The sequence below is a fragment of the Cellvibrio sp. KY-YJ-3 genome, assembly GCF_008806955.1.
Classification (GTDB): domain Bacteria; phylum Pseudomonadota; class Gammaproteobacteria; order Pseudomonadales; family Cellvibrionaceae; genus Cellvibrio.
In genome coordinates, this window is the sequence record NZ_CP031727.1 from 4460221 (window position 1) to 4479679 (window position 19459).

Sequence of the window (19459 nt, forward strand, 5' to 3'; positions counted from 1 at the left end):
GTTAGAAAATAAAAAATAACAATTTAACGGTACAACTGCTGAGCATGGATGTATTCAAGGACAGCATCCGGCAGTAAAAATTGCGGTGACTGCCCGGTCTTTAGCTGTGCGCGAATATCCGTGGCCGATACCGGTAACAGGCGCGGCGCAACAATGACGACTGCCCCCATCGCAGCCGTTTTAATCGCGGCGACATCGGCACTATGACGACGCACAAGCTCCGCCACTGGTCCTACAGCTGGCAATTCATAGCCAGGGCGCTCTACCACCACAATATGCGCAAGGCGAATTAACTGCTGCCACTCGTACCAGGTATCCAGGGTGCAAAAGCTATCCATACCCATGCACAAGCTGAGACTTGTTTGCCCCCCCTGCTCCGCACGTATTTCCCTGAGCGTATCCAGGGTATAAGAAGGTTTATCGCGCTGTAGTTCGCGCTTATCTATCTGCAACTCGGGGCAGTTATGCAAGGCCAGCTGCAACATGTCCACTCGCTGCCCGGCACTGGCGCCCGGCGCAGCGCGATGGGGCGGCAAATAACAGGGCAGCAAATGCATTTCATCCAGCGCCAACTGTTGTTTTAATTCCAGTGCCAAGCGCAAATGACCGATATGAATAGGATCAAAGGTGCCACCAAAAATACCGATACATTTGCGCATCATCTAATTACTGACGAATATGCCCATCGCCAAACACCACCCATTTTTGCGAGGTCAGCCCCTCCAGACCAACGGGGCCGCGCGCATGGATTTTGTCAGTGGAGATCCCAATCTCCGCCCCCAAACCGTATTCAAAACCATCCGCAAAACGGGTGGATGCATTGACCATCACCGACGCTGAATCCACTTCAGTGATAAAACGGCGCGCGCGGGTATAGTCTTCAGTCACTATGGCATCGGTATGCTGCGAGCTGTATTGGTTGATATGTGCAATGGCTTCATCCAAACCGGCCACTAGCTTAATCGACAAGATCGGCGCGAGATATTCCGTCGCCCAATCCTCTTCGGTGGCGACATTGGCCTGAATAATCGCGCGGGTTTTTTCATCGCCGCGCAGCTCAACACCTTTTTCGCCAAAGGCGGCAGCAAGGCGCGGGAGAATATCGGCGGCAACTGTCTCATGAACCAATAAGGTTTCCATCGCATTACACACACCATAACGATGGGTTTTGGCATTCATGGCAATGGTAAAGGCTTTATCAAGATCCGCCTTATCGTCGATATACACATGGCAAATACCGTCGAGATGTTTAATCACGGGTACCTTGGCATCGTTGCTAATACGCTCGATCAGGCTTTTGCCGCCGCGCGGCACAATCACGTCCACAAACTGCGGCATGGTGATCAACTCACCCACAGCAGCGCGGTCCGTTGTTTCAATTACCTGCACCACATCGGTAGGTAAGCCAGCGGCTTTTAAGCCAGCCTGCAAACAATTGGCGATGGCGCGATTGGAGTGAATGGCTTCACTGCCGCCGCGCAAAATTGCAGCATTGCCGGATTTCAAACACAGGCTCGCTGCATCGATCGTCACATTCGGTCGGGATTCATAAATAATGCCTACCACGCCCAGTGGTACCCGCATTTTCCCCACTTGAATACCACTCGGGCGATAGCTCATCCCAGTGATTTCACCACAGGGATCAGGCAGCGCAGCAACCTGACGCAGCCCTTCGATCATGCTATCAATCGCCGCAGGTTTAACGGCGAGGCGATCCAGCATGGCGACATCCAAACCATTGGCCTTACCGGCGGCCAGGTCTTTTTGGTTCTCTGCAACCAGGGTGATACGGGATTTATCCAATTCAGTGGCAATCGCCAAGAGCGCTGCATTTTTCACTGCAGAGGGTGCGGCGGCAATCACACGGGAGGCAGCACGCGCTTTGCGGCCAACTTCGGCCATATATTCTTTGACGTTCAATTCAGACATGAAACAACCTGTTGCGGGTAATCCGGAAAAAATGGCCGCGATTATAACCTGAGTGCCGCCCAAAGTTGGCGCTGCTTGCGCCTTTATTTCAGTCTTTTGGCCGATTCACACAATTGCGATGGGGCGCACAAGAAAATGATTTGCGCCATAAATAGGCCGATAAGCTTCAGTTTTGATTCAGTTTATGAGGACTAGTCTGATCCTGTGCAATCACTGCACAAGACGTAACCGCGGCGTCAGCCATCCACCATTAATGACTGGCGCAAGATCATTCTCAGGAGTCACATCATGAAAAAGTTGTTAGCAATCAGCGCGCTGGCCGGCATCAGTTTGTTGCTGGCTAACAATGTCCTCGCCGATGGCAAGCACAAACACAAACATCACCACAAACACGGGCACAGCCACTATGTGGAATATCGCGATGACTATGCCCGGGTAGTGCGCAGCACACCCGTTTATCGCGAGGTTGCCGTAAGAGTGCCGGTGGATTCCTGCCATGTCGAAACAGTTGCCTATACCGAACGTCGCGGCGGCGACTCTTTCCAAGGCACCGTGGTAGGCGGCTTGATTGGTGCAGCTATCGGCCATGAAGTAGGCCGTAACGGTCACGCCACAGCAGCGGGCGGATTGATTGGTGCAGCAGTTGGTAACAATGTCGCTGGCGGCAGTCGTCGGGTAACCAGCTATGAAGATCGCGAGGTGTGCACTACCCGTTACCGCACCGAATATCAGCGCGAACTGGTGGGCTATGATGTCACCTACCGCTATGATGGTCGCGTCTATACTACCAATACCCGCCACCACCCCGGCGACCGTATTGTGCATGTCAGAGATCGCTACTAGTCACTGTTAGTCCCCTCCGGGCGGAGGCCGAATTGACCTTTGCCCCATCAGCGGCGATAGTGAAGCAGTGCTATTACCCAGTTGGAATTTGTTATGTTGCAGTCAAATACCTTCCGCGCCGTGTTATCCATCGCTATGCGCCAAGCGCGGGTCAGCCTGACCCAGTGTATTCTGGCAGCGAGCCTTGCGCTGGCCAGCACCCAAGCCCTTGCCGACCCCTCGCTGCTGGAAGGTGATATGGGCCTGGCCTCCAGCGCGCCCAGCAATTCATTAATCGACAACCAAAGCTTACCCGACGAACCCGTACCACCGAAATTCTCCCCGGCCCAAGCGGCGGCACTGGTACGCACCAAAGTGGGCGGCCAAGTGATGAGCGTAAATAGCCAGCGCGGTGAATCCGGGGTTATTTACGGTGTTAAAGTGCTCAATGGCGGCCGCATGCGCGTCATCAATGTGGACGGTCAAACCGGTCAGTTACTCAATCAATAACCCAGCCTCTGAATAATAAGGTCAGGATTCACCTATGCGCATATTGATAGTCGAAGACGAAAAACCCCTGCGCGAGCAAATTCTCGCCCTGATGGCAGACGAAAAGTACGCCTGCGACAGCGCTGCCGATGGCCGTGAAGGTTTATTTTTAGGCAGTGAATACGACTATGATTTGGCGATTATCGATTTGGGCCTGCCGCTGCTGGACGGCACCCAGCTGATCCGCGAGCTGCGCAGCAAATCGCGCAATTTCCCTATTTTAATTTTGACCGCGCGCGGCAATTGGCAAGACAAGGTGCAAGGGCTCGAAGCCGGTGCCGACGACTACCTCACCAAACCCTTCCATCCGGAAGAGTTGCGCGCGCGCATTCACGCCCTGCTACGCCGCGCCAGCGGCCACGCCTCCTCGGTGCTGCGTTACGGCCCCATCACCATCGATACCAGCGCCAAGCGCGTACACCGCGATGACACCGAAGTTGAATTGACCAGCTTTGAATACAACACCCTCACCTATCTCGCCTTACATGCGGGCAAAAACATCTCCAAAAGCGAGCTTACCGAACACCTGTATGCGCAGGATTACGACCGCGACAGCAATGTGATTGAGGTTTTTGTCGGACGCCTGCGCAAAAAGCTCGACCCGGACGGCAGCCTCAACTTAATTAGCACCCAACGGGGCTTGGGCTATCGCTTCAATCTGGATGTTCAATAAGCCTTGTCCAGACTGAAGGCGCGCTTTTCCTCTATTGCCGCCCGGCTGCTGCTGGCATCGGCCGTATTGCTACCATTATTTTTGGGGTTGACCGGCTTTTTTCTCGACCGCGCCTTCGAAAACAGCCTGAATGTCGCCGAGAGTTCGCGACTACGCGGGCATATCAATTTGCTATTCAGTGTCGCCGAACCGGAAGGACGGAATGGCCGGTTTGATAGTTTAAGAATGCCCGTCACCCTCAGCGAGGCTGATTTTGAACACCCCAACTCCGGGCTCTATGGCTATATTTTCAACGGCAAAGAAAAGTTGGTCTGGCATTCCAACTCTGCCGCCCTACTCGACCCACCCGCCTTCAGCAAAGTGGTTACCAAAGACTCCCCCGGCCAGCTGGTTTTTAGCGAGCAAGTGCTGGATAAAAAGCGGTATTTTGTGGCGAGTTACGCCGTTAATTGGGAGGGTGCCAGCGGCAAACCCACGCCCTTTTATTTTGTGGTTGTTCACGGGGCGACTGAATTCAAAGCCGAACTCAAAGCCTATCGCAATGAACTGTGGCGCTGGCTGGGTGCAGCAGGGATTTTCCTGCTAATCGCCCAAACCATGATCTTACGCTGGGGCTTGCGCCCGCTGGGCAAACTCGCCGTGGCGCTAAAAAAGATGCAAAGCGGAGACACCAGCAATATTGCCGGCGAACATCCCAAAGAATTACAAAAAATTGTCGACAACCTCAACCAGGTACTTGAGCGCGAGCAAGCGCTGCGCCAGCGCTACCGCAACAGCCTCGCCGACCTTGCGCACAGTTTGAAAACACCGCTCGCCGTGCTGCAAAGTAAACTCGGGCAAGGCACTGAATCTGACAGTGAATTGCAACAAATTGCCAGCGAACAAGTTGCCCGCATGAGCCAGGTAGTGACCTATCAATTACAGCGCGCCGTTTCCAGCCAGCAACAGGGCAGCTTCCGCCGCACCCGTATTGAACCCATTGCACAGCGCCTGTTTGCCGCACTGCAAAAGGTGTACGCCAACAAACAAATGAAACAGACATTGGACCTTTCGCCTAACGCGGTCGTCGCGGGGGATGAACAGGATGTGATGGAACTGCTCGGCAACCTGCTGGAGAACGCCTTTAAGTATGGCTACAAAGAAGTGCGCATGAGCTCAAGCCTAAGCGCCAATAAACTCTGTATCGATATAGAAGATGACGGTCCCGGCGTCCCCGAAGACCAGACCGAACGGATTCTGGAGCGCGGCCAGCGACTGGACACCAACCAACCCGGCCAAGGGATTGGCCTGGCTGTGGCCGCCGAGATCATCCGCAGCTATGACGGCGACATACACATCAGCCGCTCCGACTTGGGCGGCGCACGCTTTAGCATTCTGCTGCCACTCCCCACCGCTTCCGACTGACAGGCTGTAAGCCAAAGCGCACACAACTCCCCCTCCAAACCTCACAACATACGCAGCTTTTCGCGACTGGTACGAGGGTCAACAACCGCCGATACTGGCACCATCACCAAGAATTGTGCACACAGCGACGTGAACACCACAACATCTACCATGGACGGCGCCCCACTCATTTGTCAAAAAAGAAAGACTTCGAGGAGAGAAGAGCCATGACCGCCAGGACTTGCATTGCCGTAGATTCAACCTGCGATTTGCCCGCTAAATTTATTCAACAGCACAACATAGAAGTGCTGCCTATTTATATCAATCACGCCAAAGGTCAGGAGCTGGATTACCGCGACCCACAAACCATGCTCAATTTTTACAAAAACCACAGCCGCGACGTGTATGGTTTGGCGCAATCAGACCCACTCTCGGTTAACGATATGACCGATATTCTCAAACAGCGCCTGCTCCCCAAATACGACCTGGTGCAAGTTGTCACCATCAACAGCAAAAAAAGTGATGTCTTCAAACGCGTGTCAGAAGCGGCATTGGTCAATGAACCCAAATTCCGCGAGCTGGAGCGCAACGAAGGCCGCGCCCCCTTTCGCATCCGCCTCTACGATTCCATGTCCATGTTCACCGGCCATGCACTGCTAGTTTACGAATTGGTAAAACGCATTCAGGTAGATAAGTTGCCGCTCAATAAATCGATCCGTGAAATCGACAATATGCGTGATCAGGTTTACGGCTATTTAATTCCTAACGACCTGTCATACATGCGTGAACGCCGCCATCTGCGCAAAGGTGACAACAATATATCCTGGGTCAACTTCAAGTTAGCGAGCGCGCTGAACCTGCGTCCGATTGTGCAGTTACACCGCGGCAATACCGACAAAATCGATACCGGTAAAGGATTTCTGGGAGCATTGGAAAAGCTGCTGGTACACGTGAAAAAGCAAATCCAGCAGGGCCTGACCAGCGACGTCATCGCCATGAGCTACGGCGGTTTATTGGAAGAGATTAAGGATGAACCGGTACTCGTGGAGTTCCGCGAGTTTTGTAAACAATCCAACATCAAAACCATGCTATCAATGATGAGCATGACCGGCGCTGTCAATGTAGGCCCCAAATCCTTCGCCCTGTCCTTTGCGACCGATAAAGATCTGGTTTAACTATCGCCTTAAACAACAAACCCCGGATTCACCGGGGTTTGTAGCAATACCAAAAAATCACCTTTAGCTTTGTAAGCCAAACATGGCGGCAATATAAGTGACGTAACCAGCGAGCAAAATAGCTCCTTTAAGACGTGACAAGCGCAATCCAAAAAACAGGAACAACAACAGGATCACAGCGGCCGCCAACATAACGAACTGATCGATGTTGAGCAGACGCCCCTCAAGGGGCAAAGGCGAAATAATCGATGACACACCCAAAATACAAAGGATGTTAAAGATATTACTGCCAATAATATTACCCACGGCAACATCTGCATGCTTGCGAATAGCCGCAATAATTGACACAGCTAATTCAGGCAGCGAAGTTCCCACTGCAACCACTGTCAAACCAATAATTGCCTCTGGCACCCCCAACTCCTGCCCCAAACCAACCGCACCAAGCAAGAATCGATTCGCGCCCACAATCAGCATCGCCAGACCACCAATGGTCGCCAGTAGTGTCATGGGTATAGTCATAGGGACAACTTCAATTTCTTCAGACTCAGCTTGATGGAGCTGGGCCTCAGGACTGGAAGTATCCTCACGTTCAGTACGATATGCCCAAACCAGATAGGCCGTAAGGAACCCAAGCATTAAAATCCCCTCCAGACGCCCCAAACCGCCAAAGCTCGCAAGCCCCATGAACAACAGCGTTGCAAACAGCATGGTGAGGCCATCGCGACGCAAGGACTTGATATGGGTTACCAAGGGCATGATTACCGCACTAATACCCAAGATCAGCAGGATGTTTGCAATATTACTTCCCACCACATTGCCCAATGCAATTGCGGGCGAGCCGCTGATTGCCGCCTGCACCGACACCACCAATTCAGGTGCCGATGTTCCAAAACCGACGATCACCAAACCCGCCAACAACGGCGACACACCAAGCCGTCGGGCTGCAGCCAAAGCACCGCGCACCAGCGCCTCACCACCAACCGTTAGCAATACCAAGCCAACAAATAACCAGAACAAATGAATCATGGATAAGCCTCCAGAGTTTAAATTTGGTCGCAACTATAACGGTAAATTTACGCTTTGCCTAAACCCTAATGATTCGTCAGCCACAAAAAAGCCCGCGCGATGCGCAGGCTTTTTGTTCAACGGGCAGCTTGTGGTAGCAGCGATTAACTATCGTACCCATTCGGGTTTTTAGATTGCCAGCGCCAGGCATCCTGCATCATGCGCTCCAGGCCAAACTCAGCCGTCCACCCTAACTCGCTTTTAGCTTTGACTGGATCAGCATAACAACTGGCGATATCACCAGCGCGACGCGGCACAATTTTGTATGGGACAGGGCGGCCACTGGCAACTTCAAACGCCTTCACCATTTCCAGCACAGAATAACCGCGGCCCGTACCCAGATTATAGGCGCGGCAGCCGACGCCAGATTTATCCAAACCCTGCAAGGCAGCGACATGTCCTTTAGCCAAATCCACCACATGGATATAGTCGCGCACACCGGTTCCATCAACCGTGCTGTAGTCATCGCCAAACACACTTAATTCCTTGAGTTTGCCAATTGCTACCTGTGCCACAAAGGGCAGCAAATTATTAGGAATACCGGCTGGATCTTCGCCAATCATGCCGCTTTCATGAGCACCGACCGGATTAAAATAGCGCAGCAGTGAAATGTTCCACTGACTCTTGGGAGCCTTGGCGATGTCTTGCATCATCTCCTCAACCATTAATTTACTGCGGCCATAAGGATTAGTGGCAGAGGTCGCGAAGGATTCATCAATCGGCACTGAAACCGGGTCGCCATACACCGTAGCGGATGAGCTGAAAATCAGTTTCCAGACCTTAAACTCTTCCATCACCTCCGTCAGCGACAGGCTACCCGCCACGTTGTAACGGTAGTACTTCATGGGAATTTGGTTGGATTCACCAACCGCTTTCAAACCGGCAAAGTGCATCACTGCCGCAAAGCTGTGCGCAGCAAACACCTTGCGCATAGCCTCTTTGTCATTGATATCCACTTCATAAAACACCGGCTCAACACCGGCGATAGTTGCCACGCGCTTGAGCGCTTCAAATTTACTGTTGCAGAGGTTATCCACCACCACCGGTAAATAGCCATGATTGATAAGCTCCACGCAGACGTGGCTGCCAATAAACCCGGCACCGCCGGTTACAAGAATAGGTGTGCGAGACATGTAAGATTCCTTATAAATAAAAGCCGCAGGCGTGCATTGAAACAGACTTACCAACACAACATAAGGGCTACGGAAGAATCTTTTATTAAATCATATAATTATTATTTAAATAAGATGAAACATCGATAAATCGCAAAATAACCCCAATAAAAAAGGGCGAGCCGAAGCTCACCCTTTTTGCATAACTGAATAACGTCAGAATTACATGATTGGCAGAGACAGAGTCACCACAACATTCACTTCGTCATCTACAGCGCCATCATTGTCATCAATGATTTTGCCTACAGTGAACGAGAGCTTATCGTTGTACTTGTAGGTTGCATCAATGTGGGAAATACCATCTACAACACCTACATCATCCATATGCTGGCCGTATTTGAAGCCAAATTTTTCAAAGTTCAGTTCAGCAGTTACATAACTGTAATCTTCATCAGCCAAAGGAGCATGATCAGCAACTACCGCATCATAATAAGTAACTTTAAATGGACCGTAACCGATGAACGGGATTACTTCTACATATTCACCAGGCTTAACCGCAGAAGGGGCGCCTTCTTCGGTTTCTTCACCCAAGGTAGGGTAAACGTAAGATACAACGCTCACACCATAAGAAAAGTCACCAGCACTACCTGAATAACCAACATAGATGTCATATTCCGTACCGCCAAGACCATCGACAGAAGCATCGTCACCAGAAGAGGTCCATAATCCGGCAATAAAACCATTGCTGCTGACATTGATGTCACCAATCAACGCAGCACCACCACCCAAATCAAAACCACGCCAGTAATACATGTTGGAAGCACCAACAGAGGCAGCAACTTCAGCAGCGTGAACGGCTGGCACAGAAAAACCTGCCATTGCAGAAAGAGCGATTGCACCAGCAACTAACTTTTGTTTCATTTTCATGAGTTCTTCCTCTAATTAATGGTCTTTTAAATTGTCTTTTAATGCAGCTATTGATAATTCACACTAGCCTGACCTGACTATTGCAGATACCACGCCAATTTTATTTTTTTTATAAAAATCAAAAAGTTAGCCATTGAATACAAGATTGAATACCAAAAACGAAACAAGCCTTAGCACCAAAATAGTGCGCACAATGCGAGCGTTTTTGCTGTGTACGCACCAATAACTATCACTTATAACGAATTACATCCTCGCGCGACTTTTCCAGCAGGATTTGCGCGTCAATTTGATCGTCAGCGGCTGGCGCCCGCAAATAACGCAACAATGCTGCACTCAGTGCAAGCCGCCACTCACGTACCGACCAGGGCGAATACAACAAGAGGGCGATAAGTACTATGCCCACCCCAATTAACGTGGTTAAAGGCAGCGCCTCATCGGCCAGTTGTTTACCTATCACTATGGCCAGCACCGGTGTCATTAAAGTGATGAGCGATACTGCGCTCGCCGATAGCCGCTGCAAAATAAAAAAGAACATCACAGCTCCCAGTAGCGACCCTACAATCGCCAAATAAACAATGGCACCGGCAGATTTCAGTGATACCTGCGTCGGCAAGCTGCCGTCCATCCACCACCAGCTGAGCAATAATCCCGGCAATGCAAACAGCAACGCGCCGGTTGCCTGCTGAAAAGGGGATGCCTGCAGCTGAGTATCACCACTTAATTTTTTGACCCATACACTGCTGAAACTAAACAGCACGCAGGACAACAAAATCCCCACCACACCGTAAATTGAATCGGCATCCAAACGTATTTGCTGATAAAAAATCACCAGCAGACCACTAATCGCCAACAACAGTGCGAGCACACGTTTAATGCCAAACGGATTTTGTTTTAAAAGGATCAGCGTCATCACACCAGTAGCAAACGGTGACAACGCAAAAATAACGGCAACCAAACCAGAAGGGATAAATTGTGCCGCCCAATACACCAACGGCATATTCGGAAAAATCCCCAGCGAAGCGGCAAAATAAATATTGCGCTGCTTCCAGTAAGCTTGAAGCGATTGACGCAAGAGTGCATGAATAAATAGTGCAAGAGCCAGGGCCAATAACATGCGCGCAGTAGCCGCCGCGACAAAACTCAGGCTATCGCTACTCCATTGGATTGCAAGAGGTGTGGTAGCCCAAATGAGCACCACCGAAAAATAAGCAAAAAATACGGCCACGGCATAACTCCTTATTGCCCTATGAGCAACATATTGGTAATTCGCCGCAGCACAACGTCAGCAATGATTGCTGATTAAAAACTGAAACCCGGAAAACAAAAAGGCCGCAGTTTTTTATGCTGCGGCCTTTGTTTATAACGATTATTCAACTAATCAACAAATTCCGCCAAGCAACGCGCCATGACCACGGCCCAAAAAATTGGTCGTAGTGCGGCGACGTGCTTGATGGAATTCATTTGGTACATAATTAATTGATCTAAGGTTATAAGGATTTGTAAAACTAAAGCGAGGTTAATTTAATTTCTGTTCAGCCACAAGTCATTTTTGCATTTTTTTTATCCAATTAATTACCCTATACTCATGCCCTGATTTTTCATGAAAAGATGTAATGACAAAAAGCGATGAAAACATATCTGGTTGGCGGCGCAGTCCGCGATAAATTATTAGGCCGCACCGTTACCGAAAAAGATTGGGTAGTAGTCGGCAGCAGCCCCGAGCAAATGATCGCCCGTGGCTTTATGCCTGTGGGGCAGGACTTCCCGGTATTCCTGCATCCGCACACCAAAGAGGAATATGCACTCGCCCGCACCGAACGCAAAACCGGCAAGGGTTATGGCGGCTTTAGTTTTTACTGCGGTAAGGAAGTCACACTGGAAGACGATCTGATTCGCCGCGACCTCACCATTAATGCTATGGCACAAGATGAGTGCGGCCACATCATTGATCCCTACAACGGTCAGCAAGATCTCGCTGACAAATTATTGCGCCATGTATCCCACGCGTTTGCCGAAGACCCGGTGCGCATTTTGCGTATCGCCCGTTTTGCCGCGCGCTACTATGACTTGGGATTTCGTGTTGCCACAGAAACAATTGCGCTCATGCAAACCATGGTTGCCAATGGCGAGGTGGATCATTTGGTTGCCGAGCGGGTATGGAAAGAAACGGAGCGCGCCCTGGGTGAAAACAACCCGGAAATTTTTATTGAGGTGTTGCGCGACTGCAATGCGCTAGCGCGTCTATTTCCTGAAATTGATGCGCTGTTTGGTGTACCGCAAACCGCCGTTCATCACCCTGAAATAGATACCGGTATTCATACCCTGATGAGCCTGCAACAAGCCGTAAAACTAGGTGGCAATACCTGCGTCCGCTTTGCAACACTGCTGCACGATTTAGGCAAGGCCGCAACACCGCCAGAAGAATGGCCGCGCCATATTGCTCATGAAGATCGCAGTTTGCCGCTAGTAAAAAAACTATGCGCACGTTTGGCGGCCCCCAAAGAATTCAAAGAATTAGCACTCATCACCGCGCAGTGGCATACACACTGTCATCGCGCCCTTGAACTCAAACCGTCAACCGTTTTAAAAGTATTGCATGCAACTGATGCCCTGCGCAGGCCAGAACGCTTTGAGCAATTTTTATTGTGCTGTGAAGCCGATGCGCGCGGACGCACGGGCTTTGAATTACGCGAGTACCCACAGGCCGATTATTTTCGCCGATGCTTACAGGCTACAAAAAATGTAGATATCGCCGCAGTTCAAGCACAGGGGTTAAGCGGCCCTGCATTTGGTGAGGCGCTCGATAAGCAACGACTTGCACTCATCACTGCATTAAAAAATACATGACAACAACTCACATAGTCCGGCAGGAATAGCCTTATGTCTCATAACACTAAAGTTGCATTGGTAACCGGCTCAGCAAAACGCATAGGTGCAGAAATAGCGCGCCATTTGCATGTTGCCAATTTTAATCTGGTGATTCACTACCATCACTCAGCAGCCGATGCGCTAGCACTGGTGGATGAGCTCAATAATATCCGTACAAATTCGGCTGTCGCAGTTAAAGCCGATTTAAATAATCACGAACAACTTATCGCGCTGGCAAAACAGGCAAGCGAGAAATGGCAAGGCATTCATCTGCTGGTCAATAACGCTTCCAGTTTTTATCCCACACCTTTTGGGAAAGCCGGTGGTGATGACTGGGATAATTTGATTGGCTCCAATTTAAAAGCCCCCTATTTTCTCGCCCAGGCACTGGCACCACAACTCACGGCAGCGGCGGGCTGTATTATTAATATTGCCGATATTTATGCCGAAAAGCCGCTGCGCAATCACAGTATCTATTCTATTGCCAAGGCTGGAAATTTAATGCTAACCAAAAGTCTGGCGCAGGAACTTGCGCCGCGCGTGCGTGTAAATGGTATTGCACCAGGCGCCATACTATGGCCAGAACAGGAAAACAAATTATCCGATGAGGATAAAGAAAAAATGCTGTGTAAAATTCCGCTGCAGCAGCGCGGGCAGGCACAGGATATCGCCAAAGCAATTTTATTTTTAGTGAATGACGCGCCCTATGTTACCGGTCAGATACTGGCGGTCGATGGCGGTCGCTCACTCACAATTTAACTCAAAGAAACGCAGGAACGTATAATGATCAGAGCACAATTACTTTTGGCGACTGGTGAGTGGCTGACAGGCGGCGATGAATTGGTGCAACGCTGGCGCGAGAATGTTAATAGTTTTATTTGGGTAGATTTACTGGGTGAGGAAGCGCCCATCGAAAAAAACTTTTTACTGTCTATGGGGTGTCATCCGCTCGCTATCGAAGACGTGCAGCGCTTTCGTCACCCACCAAAAACTGAAACCTTTGACAATTACACGCTCATTTTATATCGCGGCATTACCGAATTTAATAAAGACCTGACCATCCAGCAAATGACTATCGCATTATTTGCAGGTGAACGCTGCCTCATCAGTTGTCATCCGCGCCATTCCATGGGCATTAATCATTATTGGGAAAATGCGCAGACTGAAAATTTATTGGTTAGCCCCGGCTTGTTGGCATCGCGCATTATGCGTTTTTCTGTTGGCCGCTACTTGGAAGCAATTCTGGCTTTTGAACCCTCGCTTACTGAACTTGAAGACTCCATGCAGGAAAAGCCCAATGATGAAGTGATGCGTGAACTGATTGCTTACCAAGCGCGCCTGCGCAAACTAAAACGAATTTTTAGCTACCACGAAAAGCTAGTCACTAATTTATTACAAGATATTCCCCAACAACTCATCGAAGAAGATGGCGATATAGAACACGCGCTACAAGATTTATTTGAGCGCTGCGAGCGGCTACATGGTTTGTGCACTATGTACTATGAAATTTGCGGGGATTTAATCAACGGCTATTTATCAATCAGCTCACATCAATTGAACAGCACCATGCGCGTACTCACGGTGATCACGGCAATTTTTGTCCCGCTGACATTTATCGCCGGCATCTACGGCATGAACTTTGAAAATATGCCAGAACTGCGCGAACCCAATGGCTATTTTTATACACTTGGCGCCATGCTGGTAATTGCTGCCGGTTTCGGTGGAATTGCTTATAAGAAATGGCTCTAGGCAAGCATACCTAATGCTGGGTCGAAATTTTTCTGCCTTGCCACTCAAAATCAATTGCCCATAAGGATTGGGAGCTTTGATCATAGGCCTGCCACAACTCAGCATAGGTTTTTTGTAGCTGCGGATGACGTATCTGCGGTGCAATTTCAGCCAAAGGCAAAAGCACAAACGCATTTTTGGTGATTTCGGCGCGCGGCAATTCAATTCCACTTTCCACGCCGACAAAATCGCCGTAAGTCAAAATATCGATATCCAAAGTGCGCGGGCTGAATTTCGGGCCGCTACGCTTGCGGCCATTCTCATCTTCAATTCGTTTCAATACATCAGATAGTTCGGCAATCCCGAGGCGAGTCTGCGCGCCCACTACAAGGTTAAAAAAATTACGCCCATCAAAGCCAATGGATTTACTTTCATAGACTGATGATATGGTTAAGTCGCCCAACAAATTTGCCAACGCATCCAGTGCCAACGTAATGTGTTTGTAGCGCTCAACATTACTGCCCAAGCTTAAATAAATTGCCGTCATTGCGGGCGCTCTCCCGGTTTTTCCCCGCGCTCAATAATCAGCCCAACATCGCGCGCACCACGCACCGCTCCGGGTTTACTTAAACGCAAACGCAGCCAGGGCACATCAAACTCGCTGCGAATCACCTGCGCAATTTCTTCTGCCAGCGTTTCCACCAGCAGTGCATTGCGGTTTTCCACGTAAGCAATTAATCGCTTGGAAACCGCCTTGTAATTGAGCGCAAATTGAATGTCATCGGTGGCGGCAGCCTTGCGAATATCGCTCGCCATTTCCAAATCGATACTCACGGTCTGGCGCACTTCGCGCTCCCAATCGTAAATCCCGATAATAGTGTCGATACGTAAATCGCGAATGTAGACAATATCCATAAATAATTCTTTTAAAGAGGAGAGAGAGTATTAAGCGGCCAGCGCGCTTTTACATTAATTGCCAAACCTTCGTGCTGTCCGGCGAGCAAGCGTTGACAGCCAGCATAGGCGATCATGGCACCGTTATCGGTGCAGAATTCATGACGCGCATAAAATACTTTTGCGCCTATGCGGGCGAGCTGGGTTTCCAAATCGGCGCGCAACTTTTTATTGGCTGAAACGCCACCAGCAATCACCAGTGTTTTCATTCCCGCCTGCTCCAACGCGCGCTTGCATTTAATCACCAGCGTATCCACCACGGCCGCCTGAAAGGCGTTGGCAATATCGGCACAGGTTTGATCATCCGGCAAACCATTTGCCTGAGCATGAGCATTTACCGTCGTGAGTGTGGCAGTTTTTAAGCCGCTAAAGCTGAAATCCAAACCGGGACGGTCAACCATCGGGCGAGGAAATTTGAAGCGACCTTCACTCCCCTGCTCCGCCAACGCGGCTACTTGCGGGCCGCCGGGATAATCCAGATCCAGCATTTTGGCAGCCTTATCAAATGCCTCACCGGCAGCATCGTCGATGGACTCCCCCAACAACTCATACGCGCCCAAAGCATCCACTTTGACCAACTGGGTATGCCCGCCAGAAACCAGCAAGGCCACAAAAGGATAGGCAGGCGGATTAGCTTCCAACATAGGCGCCAATAAATGCCCCTCCATGTGGTGCACGCCAATCGCCGGTACGTTCCAGGCATAAGCCAATGCTCGCCCCATAGAGGCTCCGACCATCAAGGCCCCTACCAAACCGGGACCAGAGGTGTAAGCAATGCCGTCGATATCAGCAGGCGAGGAGCCACTGGCACTCAAGACTTCATTAATCAGAGGCAATAATTTGCGCACATGGTCGCGCGATGCCAATTCAGGCACCACACCGCCATATTCCGCATGGAGCGCAATCTGACTGTAAAGCCGGTGCGCCAGCAGGCCGCGCTCACTGTCGTAGACAGCCACGCCCGTTTCGTCACAAGATGTCTCCAAACCCAGTACACGCATACAAAGAACCTCACCCGACCCACATGCCGGACAGCAACCCGAAAAACAGGGCGCCATGATAAAGGCTGGACTCACGAAAACCCAGCACCAGTGAAGCGCCCAAGGTTGCGACCGCCATAATAAGTGTATAGAATCCGCACCCCTCGGATACTTCGCGGTGTTTACACGCCTGTAGCTATCCTCAAGACATCATTTTTAAGCACTCTTTTAAAGGTAACAGCATGCCTTCAGTAAAAATTAAAGAAAACGAACCCTTTGATGTAGCTCTGCGTCGCTTCAAGCGCGCGTGTGAAAAAGCAGGTATTTTGGCTGATGTTCGCGCTCGCGAATGCTACGAAAAGCCAACCACTATTCGTAAACGTGATGCTGCTGCCGCTGTTAAGCGTCACGCTAAAAAGGTTCAACGCGAATCTAAAAAGTTTACCCGTCTGTACTAAGTTGTTAGCTGCCACTCACATTCGGCAGCCATAGTCTTAGTTTGACCGGTTCCGCTCGTTAGTCTTGTTTGCATCTGTCATCTAACGAGTTGTGCGTTCCACTCCTGTATTACTGACCAAACGGTGAGTCATGAGTCAACCAACGCTAAAAGACCGCATAAATGATGCCTTGAAAACCGCGATGCGCGCTAAAGAAAAAGAGCGCGTCGCGGTTTTGCGTCTTGTGATGTCTGAATTCAAACGCATTGAAGTCGATGAACGTATCGACGTTGATGACACTCGCGCCCTCGCCCTGCTCGATAAAATGGTCAAGCAGCGCCGTGATTCTGAACAGCAATACCTTGCCGCTGGCCGCAGCGAACTGGCCGCCCAAGAAGCTTACGAAATCAGCGAGATCCAAGCCTGGCTCCCCGCCGCACTGAGTGCAGCCGAGCTGGAAACTATTGTCGCCCAGGCGATTGCCGATGCAGGCGTCACCGAAATGCGCGACATGGGCAAAGCAATGGCGCTGATCAAGCCCCAGGTACAAGGCCGCGCCGATATGGGCGAGGTGAGCAAACTGCTCAAAGCCAAACTGAGCAACTGATCGCCACCAGCCTATCTGACTGCAACAACAGCCCAGGCACTATTTCATAAGCTCATAAGCGACGCACCTCATGGCCGGTTTAATCCCCCAGAGCTTTATCGATGACATGCTCGACCGCCTCGATATAGTCGATGTGGTCGATAGTCGCGTCAAACTCCGCAAAACCGGCAAAAACTACAGCGCCTGCTGCCCGTTCCACGACGAAAAGACCCCCTCCTTTACCGTAAGCCCGGAAAAGCAGTTCTATTACTGTTTTGGCTGTGGCGCGAGCGGCAATGCACTGGGGTTTGTGATGGATTACGAGCGGCTCAGCTTCCCCGAAGCAGTTGAATCCCTTGCTCGCCTGACCGGACTGGAAGTACCGCGCGAAGTCCAGACCGAAGCGCAAGCCAAACGCGAACAGGAAAAACGCAGCATTTATACATTGCTGGAAAAGGCAGACGAATTCTACCAGCAGCAGCTGCGCCATCACCCCAGCAAAGTTCAGGCAGTTAAATACCTCAAAAATCGCGGTCTGGATGGCAAAACCGCCAAAGCCTATGGTGTAGGTTTCGCTCCTCCCGGCTGGGACAACCTGCTCAAGGCCCTTGGTCAAAACGACGAAGACAAACACCTGCTGATTGAAGGCGGCATGCTGATTCATCAGGAACAGGAAAAGAAACTCTACGATCGTTTTCGCCACCGCATTATGTTCCCCATCCGCGATACCCGTGGGCGGGTGATCGGTTTTGGCGGGCGGGTACTGGGCGATGACAAGCCCAAATACCTGAACTCCCCCGAAACACCGGTGTTCCATAAAGGGCAAGAATTGTATGGTCTTTACGAGGCGCGTCTGGCTTACCGCGAACTGCCGCGCTTGCTGGTGGTAGAGGGTTATATGGATGTGGTCAGCCTCGCCCAGTTTGGCATAGGTTACGGTGTTGCCACCCTCGGCACTGCCTGCGGACCGGATCATCTCGATCGCGCGTTTAAATACACCAACGAAGTCGTATTTTGTTTTGATGGTGACAAGGCTGGTCGCAGCGCTGCCCATCGCGCTCTGGAAGCCTCCATCGATACGATGATTGATGGGCGCACGGTAAAATTCCTGTTTCTGCCCGAAGGCGAAGACCCGGACACACTCGTGCGCCAAATCGGCCCGGAGAAATTCGAACGCATGATCGAACTGGCAGTGCCCTTTGAGGACTATTTATTCGACGCGGTTGCGGAAGGCATCAATATCCGTACTATGGAAGGCCGCGCCACATTCAGCAAACGTGCGGCACCACTACTGGATCGCCTTCCCAAAGGCGTTTTCCGCGAATTGATGTTTGAAAGCCTCGCCACCCGCACAGGGCTTAATCGCAACATCCTGCAAGAGCTGATTCAAGAACAGCAACAAAAAGGCGAGATGCAACCGCTATTTAGCGCACCACCTGCACCACAGAAACAGGAAGAAAGCATCCCACACCTTGCAATTCCTAAAAGGATAGAGCCGGAGTGGGACCACCTACCGCCAGCACCATCAGAATACCCAGACGCAGAATATGGCGACTTCCCCCAGGAACTGCCACCAGCGGATTATCACGAATTCTACGAAGAGCCACGCCTGCGACGCGAGCCGGGTAACAAGCCGTATCAGCCTGATTTGCAAAGTCGCGCAAGCAGCAAGTACCTGATGCCCCCCGTCCGCAAAGCCTTGGCGCTACTGCTTACCCATCCAACCCTCTCCAGCCTGGAACCCAATCACGATGAATGGCTAGCGCAGGACGATGATCTGGACTGTCAAATGCTCGGGCGGCTCTTGAAAGTGCTTCATGAGCGCCCACATTACAACCTGTCACATCTGATTGGCTATTGGCGGGGCATTTATGGCGCTGAAAACACAGAGCGATTAGCCGCCGTTGCTGGCCATGATTTGTTGCAAGCCGCTAATGCCATATCGCAAACACGGCAAGACAAACCTGCCAAAGCCGACTACGACACCGAAGCCGCATTCACCCATGCGATGCAAAAGCTGCGACTCCAGCAAACACAAAAAAAAGCAGATGAATCCTTGGCTAAGTTGAAAAACACCAACTTTAATCAACTCAGCAAAGAGGAAAGAGAGGCGCTTGTGCGCGCTGCTCTGGATAAAAAGTTGCAACACTGAGCACAAAAGCCGGTCAAAGGTCGGCAAATTGACCCAAAACAGTCCGAAGAACATGGCCTCAATCATATGTCGCCTAGAATCCACACACGCAAGTGGAGTATAATTTCGGGCTTTGCATT

At 50.7% G+C, this 19459-nt stretch carries 20 protein-coding genes; 11 read left to right on the forward strand and 9 right to left on the reverse strand.

Annotated features, from left to right (window positions below; all coding sequences use genetic code 11):
• Positions 1-23 precede the first annotated feature (23 nt).
• A complete protein-coding gene (gene nadD / locus D0B88_RS18830) occupies positions 24-662 on the reverse strand; it encodes a nicotinate-nucleotide adenylyltransferase (protein WP_151059091.1) in 639 nt (212 codons plus the stop codon).
• Between the two features lie 4 nt (positions 663-666).
• Positions 667-1920 carry a glutamate-5-semialdehyde dehydrogenase gene (locus D0B88_RS18835; protein ID WP_191966591.1) on the reverse strand — a complete coding sequence of 418 codons (1254 nt, stop codon included), beginning with the start codon at positions 1918-1920 and terminating at the stop codon, positions 667-669.
• 297 nt (positions 1921-2217) lie between these two features.
• Between D0B88_RS18835 and D0B88_RS18840 the strand changes: the two genes are divergently transcribed.
• The 5 genes from D0B88_RS18840 to D0B88_RS18860 all read left to right on the forward strand — a co-directional run bounded on the left by D0B88_RS18840 (position 2218) and on the right by D0B88_RS18860 (position 6531).
• Positions 2218-2772 carry a glycine zipper 2TM domain-containing protein gene (locus D0B88_RS18840; protein ID WP_007644792.1) on the forward strand — a complete coding sequence of 185 codons (555 nt, stop codon included), beginning with the start codon at positions 2218-2220 and terminating at the stop codon, positions 2770-2772.
• A gap of 93 nt (positions 2773-2865) precedes the next feature.
• Positions 2866-3261: a PepSY domain-containing protein gene (locus D0B88_RS18845; protein WP_151059095.1), complete on the forward strand. Its 396-nt coding sequence runs from the start codon at positions 2866-2868 to the stop codon at positions 3259-3261.
• Positions 3262-3295: 34 nt separating this feature from the next.
• Positions 3296-3973, forward strand: coding sequence for a response regulator transcription factor (locus tag D0B88_RS18850; protein WP_007644790.1), 678 nt, complete (start codon positions 3296-3298; stop codon positions 3971-3973).
• Between the two features lie 3 nt (positions 3974-3976).
• Positions 3977-5377, forward strand: a complete 1401-nt coding sequence (locus D0B88_RS18855; protein WP_007644789.1) for an ATP-binding protein — start codon at positions 3977-3979, stop codon at positions 5375-5377.
• A gap of 206 nt (positions 5378-5583) precedes the next feature.
• On the forward strand, positions 5584-6531 hold the full coding sequence (locus D0B88_RS18860; RefSeq protein WP_007644786.1) for a DegV family protein: 948 nt from the start codon (positions 5584-5586) through the stop codon (positions 6529-6531).
• Between the two features lie 63 nt (positions 6532-6594).
• On the opposite strand, the gene D0B88_RS18865 is transcribed toward D0B88_RS18860, so the two are convergent.
• The 4 genes from D0B88_RS18865 to D0B88_RS18880 all read right to left on the reverse strand — a co-directional run bounded on the left by D0B88_RS18865 (position 6595) and on the right by D0B88_RS18880 (position 10860).
• Positions 6595-7557: a calcium/sodium antiporter gene (locus D0B88_RS18865; RefSeq protein WP_007644784.1), complete on the reverse strand. Its 963-nt coding sequence runs from the start codon at positions 7555-7557 to the stop codon at positions 6595-6597.
• Positions 7558-7700: 143 nt separating this feature from the next.
• Positions 7701-8729: a UDP-glucose 4-epimerase GalE gene (galE, locus tag D0B88_RS18870; protein WP_007644780.1), complete on the reverse strand. Its 1029-nt coding sequence runs from the start codon at positions 8727-8729 to the stop codon at positions 7701-7703.
• A gap of 201 nt (positions 8730-8930) precedes the next feature.
• Positions 8931-9635 carry a hypothetical protein gene (locus D0B88_RS18875; RefSeq protein WP_151059097.1) on the reverse strand — a complete coding sequence of 235 codons (705 nt, stop codon included), beginning with the start codon at positions 9633-9635 and terminating at the stop codon, positions 8931-8933.
• Between the two features lie 229 nt (positions 9636-9864).
• On the reverse strand, positions 9865-10860 hold the full coding sequence (locus D0B88_RS18880) for a DMT family transporter (protein WP_151059099.1): 996 nt from the start codon (positions 10858-10860) through the stop codon (positions 9865-9867).
• 401 nt (positions 10861-11261) lie between these two features.
• Between D0B88_RS18880 and D0B88_RS18885 the strand changes: the two genes are divergently transcribed.
• Genes D0B88_RS18885 through D0B88_RS18895 form a run of 3 tightly spaced genes read left to right on the forward strand, consistent with a single transcriptional unit; the run spans position 11262 to position 14252 of the window.
• Positions 11262-12482, forward strand: a complete 1221-nt coding sequence (locus D0B88_RS18885; RefSeq protein WP_151059101.1) for a multifunctional CCA addition/repair protein — start codon at positions 11262-11264, stop codon at positions 12480-12482.
• A 33-nt stretch (positions 12483-12515) separates the two neighbouring features.
• A complete protein-coding gene (locus D0B88_RS18890; protein ID WP_007644764.1) occupies positions 12516-13262 on the forward strand; it encodes a pteridine reductase in 747 nt (248 codons plus the stop codon).
• Positions 13263-13286: 24 nt separating this feature from the next.
• Positions 13287-14252 (forward strand): magnesium transporter CorA family protein, encoded by a 966-nt coding sequence (locus tag D0B88_RS18895; protein WP_007644763.1) that lies wholly within the window; start codon positions 13287-13289, stop codon positions 14250-14252.
• Positions 14253-14262: 10 nt separating this feature from the next.
• Here D0B88_RS18895 and folK read toward each other — a convergent pair whose 3' ends face one another.
• Genes folK through tsaD form a run of 3 tightly spaced genes read right to left on the reverse strand, consistent with a single transcriptional unit; the run spans position 14263 to position 16186 of the window.
• Positions 14263-14778, reverse strand: a complete 516-nt coding sequence (gene folK / locus D0B88_RS18900) for a 2-amino-4-hydroxy-6-hydroxymethyldihydropteridine diphosphokinase (RefSeq protein ID WP_151059103.1) — start codon at positions 14776-14778, stop codon at positions 14263-14265.
• Positions 14775-15146 (reverse strand): dihydroneopterin aldolase, encoded by a 372-nt coding sequence (gene folB / locus D0B88_RS18905; protein ID WP_007644761.1) that lies wholly within the window; start codon positions 15144-15146, stop codon positions 14775-14777. Before folB ends, folK begins: the two co-directional genes overlap by 4 nt.
• A gap of 11 nt (positions 15147-15157) precedes the next feature.
• A complete protein-coding gene (tsaD, locus tag D0B88_RS18910) occupies positions 15158-16186 on the reverse strand; it encodes a tRNA (adenosine(37)-N6)-threonylcarbamoyltransferase complex transferase subunit TsaD (RefSeq protein ID WP_151059105.1) in 1029 nt (342 codons plus the stop codon).
• Between the two features lie 221 nt (positions 16187-16407).
• Between tsaD and rpsU the strand changes: the two genes are divergently transcribed.
• The 3 genes from rpsU to dnaG all read left to right on the forward strand — a co-directional run bounded on the left by rpsU (position 16408) and on the right by dnaG (position 19340).
• Complete coding sequence (rpsU, locus tag D0B88_RS18915) at positions 16408-16623, forward strand: 30S ribosomal protein S21 (RefSeq protein ID WP_007644759.1); 216 nt, start codon at positions 16408-16410, stop codon at positions 16621-16623.
• 130 nt (positions 16624-16753) lie between these two features.
• On the forward strand, positions 16754-17209 hold the full coding sequence (locus tag D0B88_RS18920; RefSeq protein WP_151059107.1) for a GatB/YqeY domain-containing protein: 456 nt from the start codon (positions 16754-16756) through the stop codon (positions 17207-17209).
• A gap of 70 nt (positions 17210-17279) precedes the next feature.
• Positions 17280-19340, forward strand: coding sequence for a DNA primase (dnaG, locus tag D0B88_RS18925; protein ID WP_151059109.1), 2061 nt, complete (start codon positions 17280-17282; stop codon positions 19338-19340).
• The last annotated feature ends 119 nt before the right edge of the window (positions 19341-19459 follow it).

Excerpts from the sequence above, each read along its gene's own strand:
- galE (WP_007644780.1), bottom strand. The coding sequence starts at position 8,729 with ATGTCTCGCACACCTATTCTTGTAACCGGCGGTGCCGGGTTTATTGGC.
- D0B88_RS18875 (WP_151059097.1), bottom strand. The coding sequence starts at position 9,635 with ATGAAAATGAAACAAAAGTTAGTTGCTGGTGCAATCGCTCTTTCTGCA.
- D0B88_RS18920 (WP_151059107.1), top strand. The coding sequence starts at position 16,754 with ATGAGTCAACCAACGCTAAAAGACCGCATAAATGATGCCTTGAAAACC.
- nadD (WP_151059091.1), bottom strand. The coding sequence starts at position 662 with ATGATGCGCAAATGTATCGGTATTTTTGGTGGCACCTTTGATCCTATT.
- D0B88_RS18840 (WP_007644792.1), top strand. The coding sequence starts at position 2,218 with ATGAAAAAGTTGTTAGCAATCAGCGCGCTGGCCGGCATCAGTTTGTTG.
- D0B88_RS18850 (WP_007644790.1), top strand. The coding sequence starts at position 3,296 with ATGCGCATATTGATAGTCGAAGACGAAAAACCCCTGCGCGAGCAAATT.
- D0B88_RS18845 (WP_151059095.1), top strand. The coding sequence starts at position 2,866 with ATGTTGCAGTCAAATACCTTCCGCGCCGTGTTATCCATCGCTATGCGC.
- dnaG (WP_151059109.1), top strand. The coding sequence starts at position 17,280 with ATGGCCGGTTTAATCCCCCAGAGCTTTATCGATGACATGCTCGACCGC.
- D0B88_RS18895 (WP_007644763.1), top strand. The coding sequence starts at position 13,287 with ATGATCAGAGCACAATTACTTTTGGCGACTGGTGAGTGGCTGACAGGC.
- D0B88_RS18860 (WP_007644786.1), top strand. The coding sequence starts at position 5,584 with ATGACCGCCAGGACTTGCATTGCCGTAGATTCAACCTGCGATTTGCCC.
- folB (WP_007644761.1), bottom strand. The coding sequence starts at position 15,146 with ATGGATATTGTCTACATTCGCGATTTACGTATCGACACTATTATCGGG.
- D0B88_RS18885 (WP_151059101.1), top strand. The coding sequence starts at position 11,262 with ATGAAAACATATCTGGTTGGCGGCGCAGTCCGCGATAAATTATTAGGC.
- rpsU (WP_007644759.1), top strand. The coding sequence starts at position 16,408 with ATGCCTTCAGTAAAAATTAAAGAAAACGAACCCTTTGATGTAGCTCTG.
- tsaD (WP_151059105.1), bottom strand. The coding sequence starts at position 16,186 with ATGCGTGTACTGGGTTTGGAGACATCTTGTGACGAAACGGGCGTGGCT.
- D0B88_RS18865 (WP_007644784.1), bottom strand. The coding sequence starts at position 7,557 with ATGATTCATTTGTTCTGGTTATTTGTTGGCTTGGTATTGCTAACGGTT.
- D0B88_RS18890 (WP_007644764.1), top strand. The coding sequence starts at position 12,516 with ATGTCTCATAACACTAAAGTTGCATTGGTAACCGGCTCAGCAAAACGC.
- folK (WP_151059103.1), bottom strand. The coding sequence starts at position 14,778 with ATGACGGCAATTTATTTAAGCTTGGGCAGTAATGTTGAGCGCTACAAA.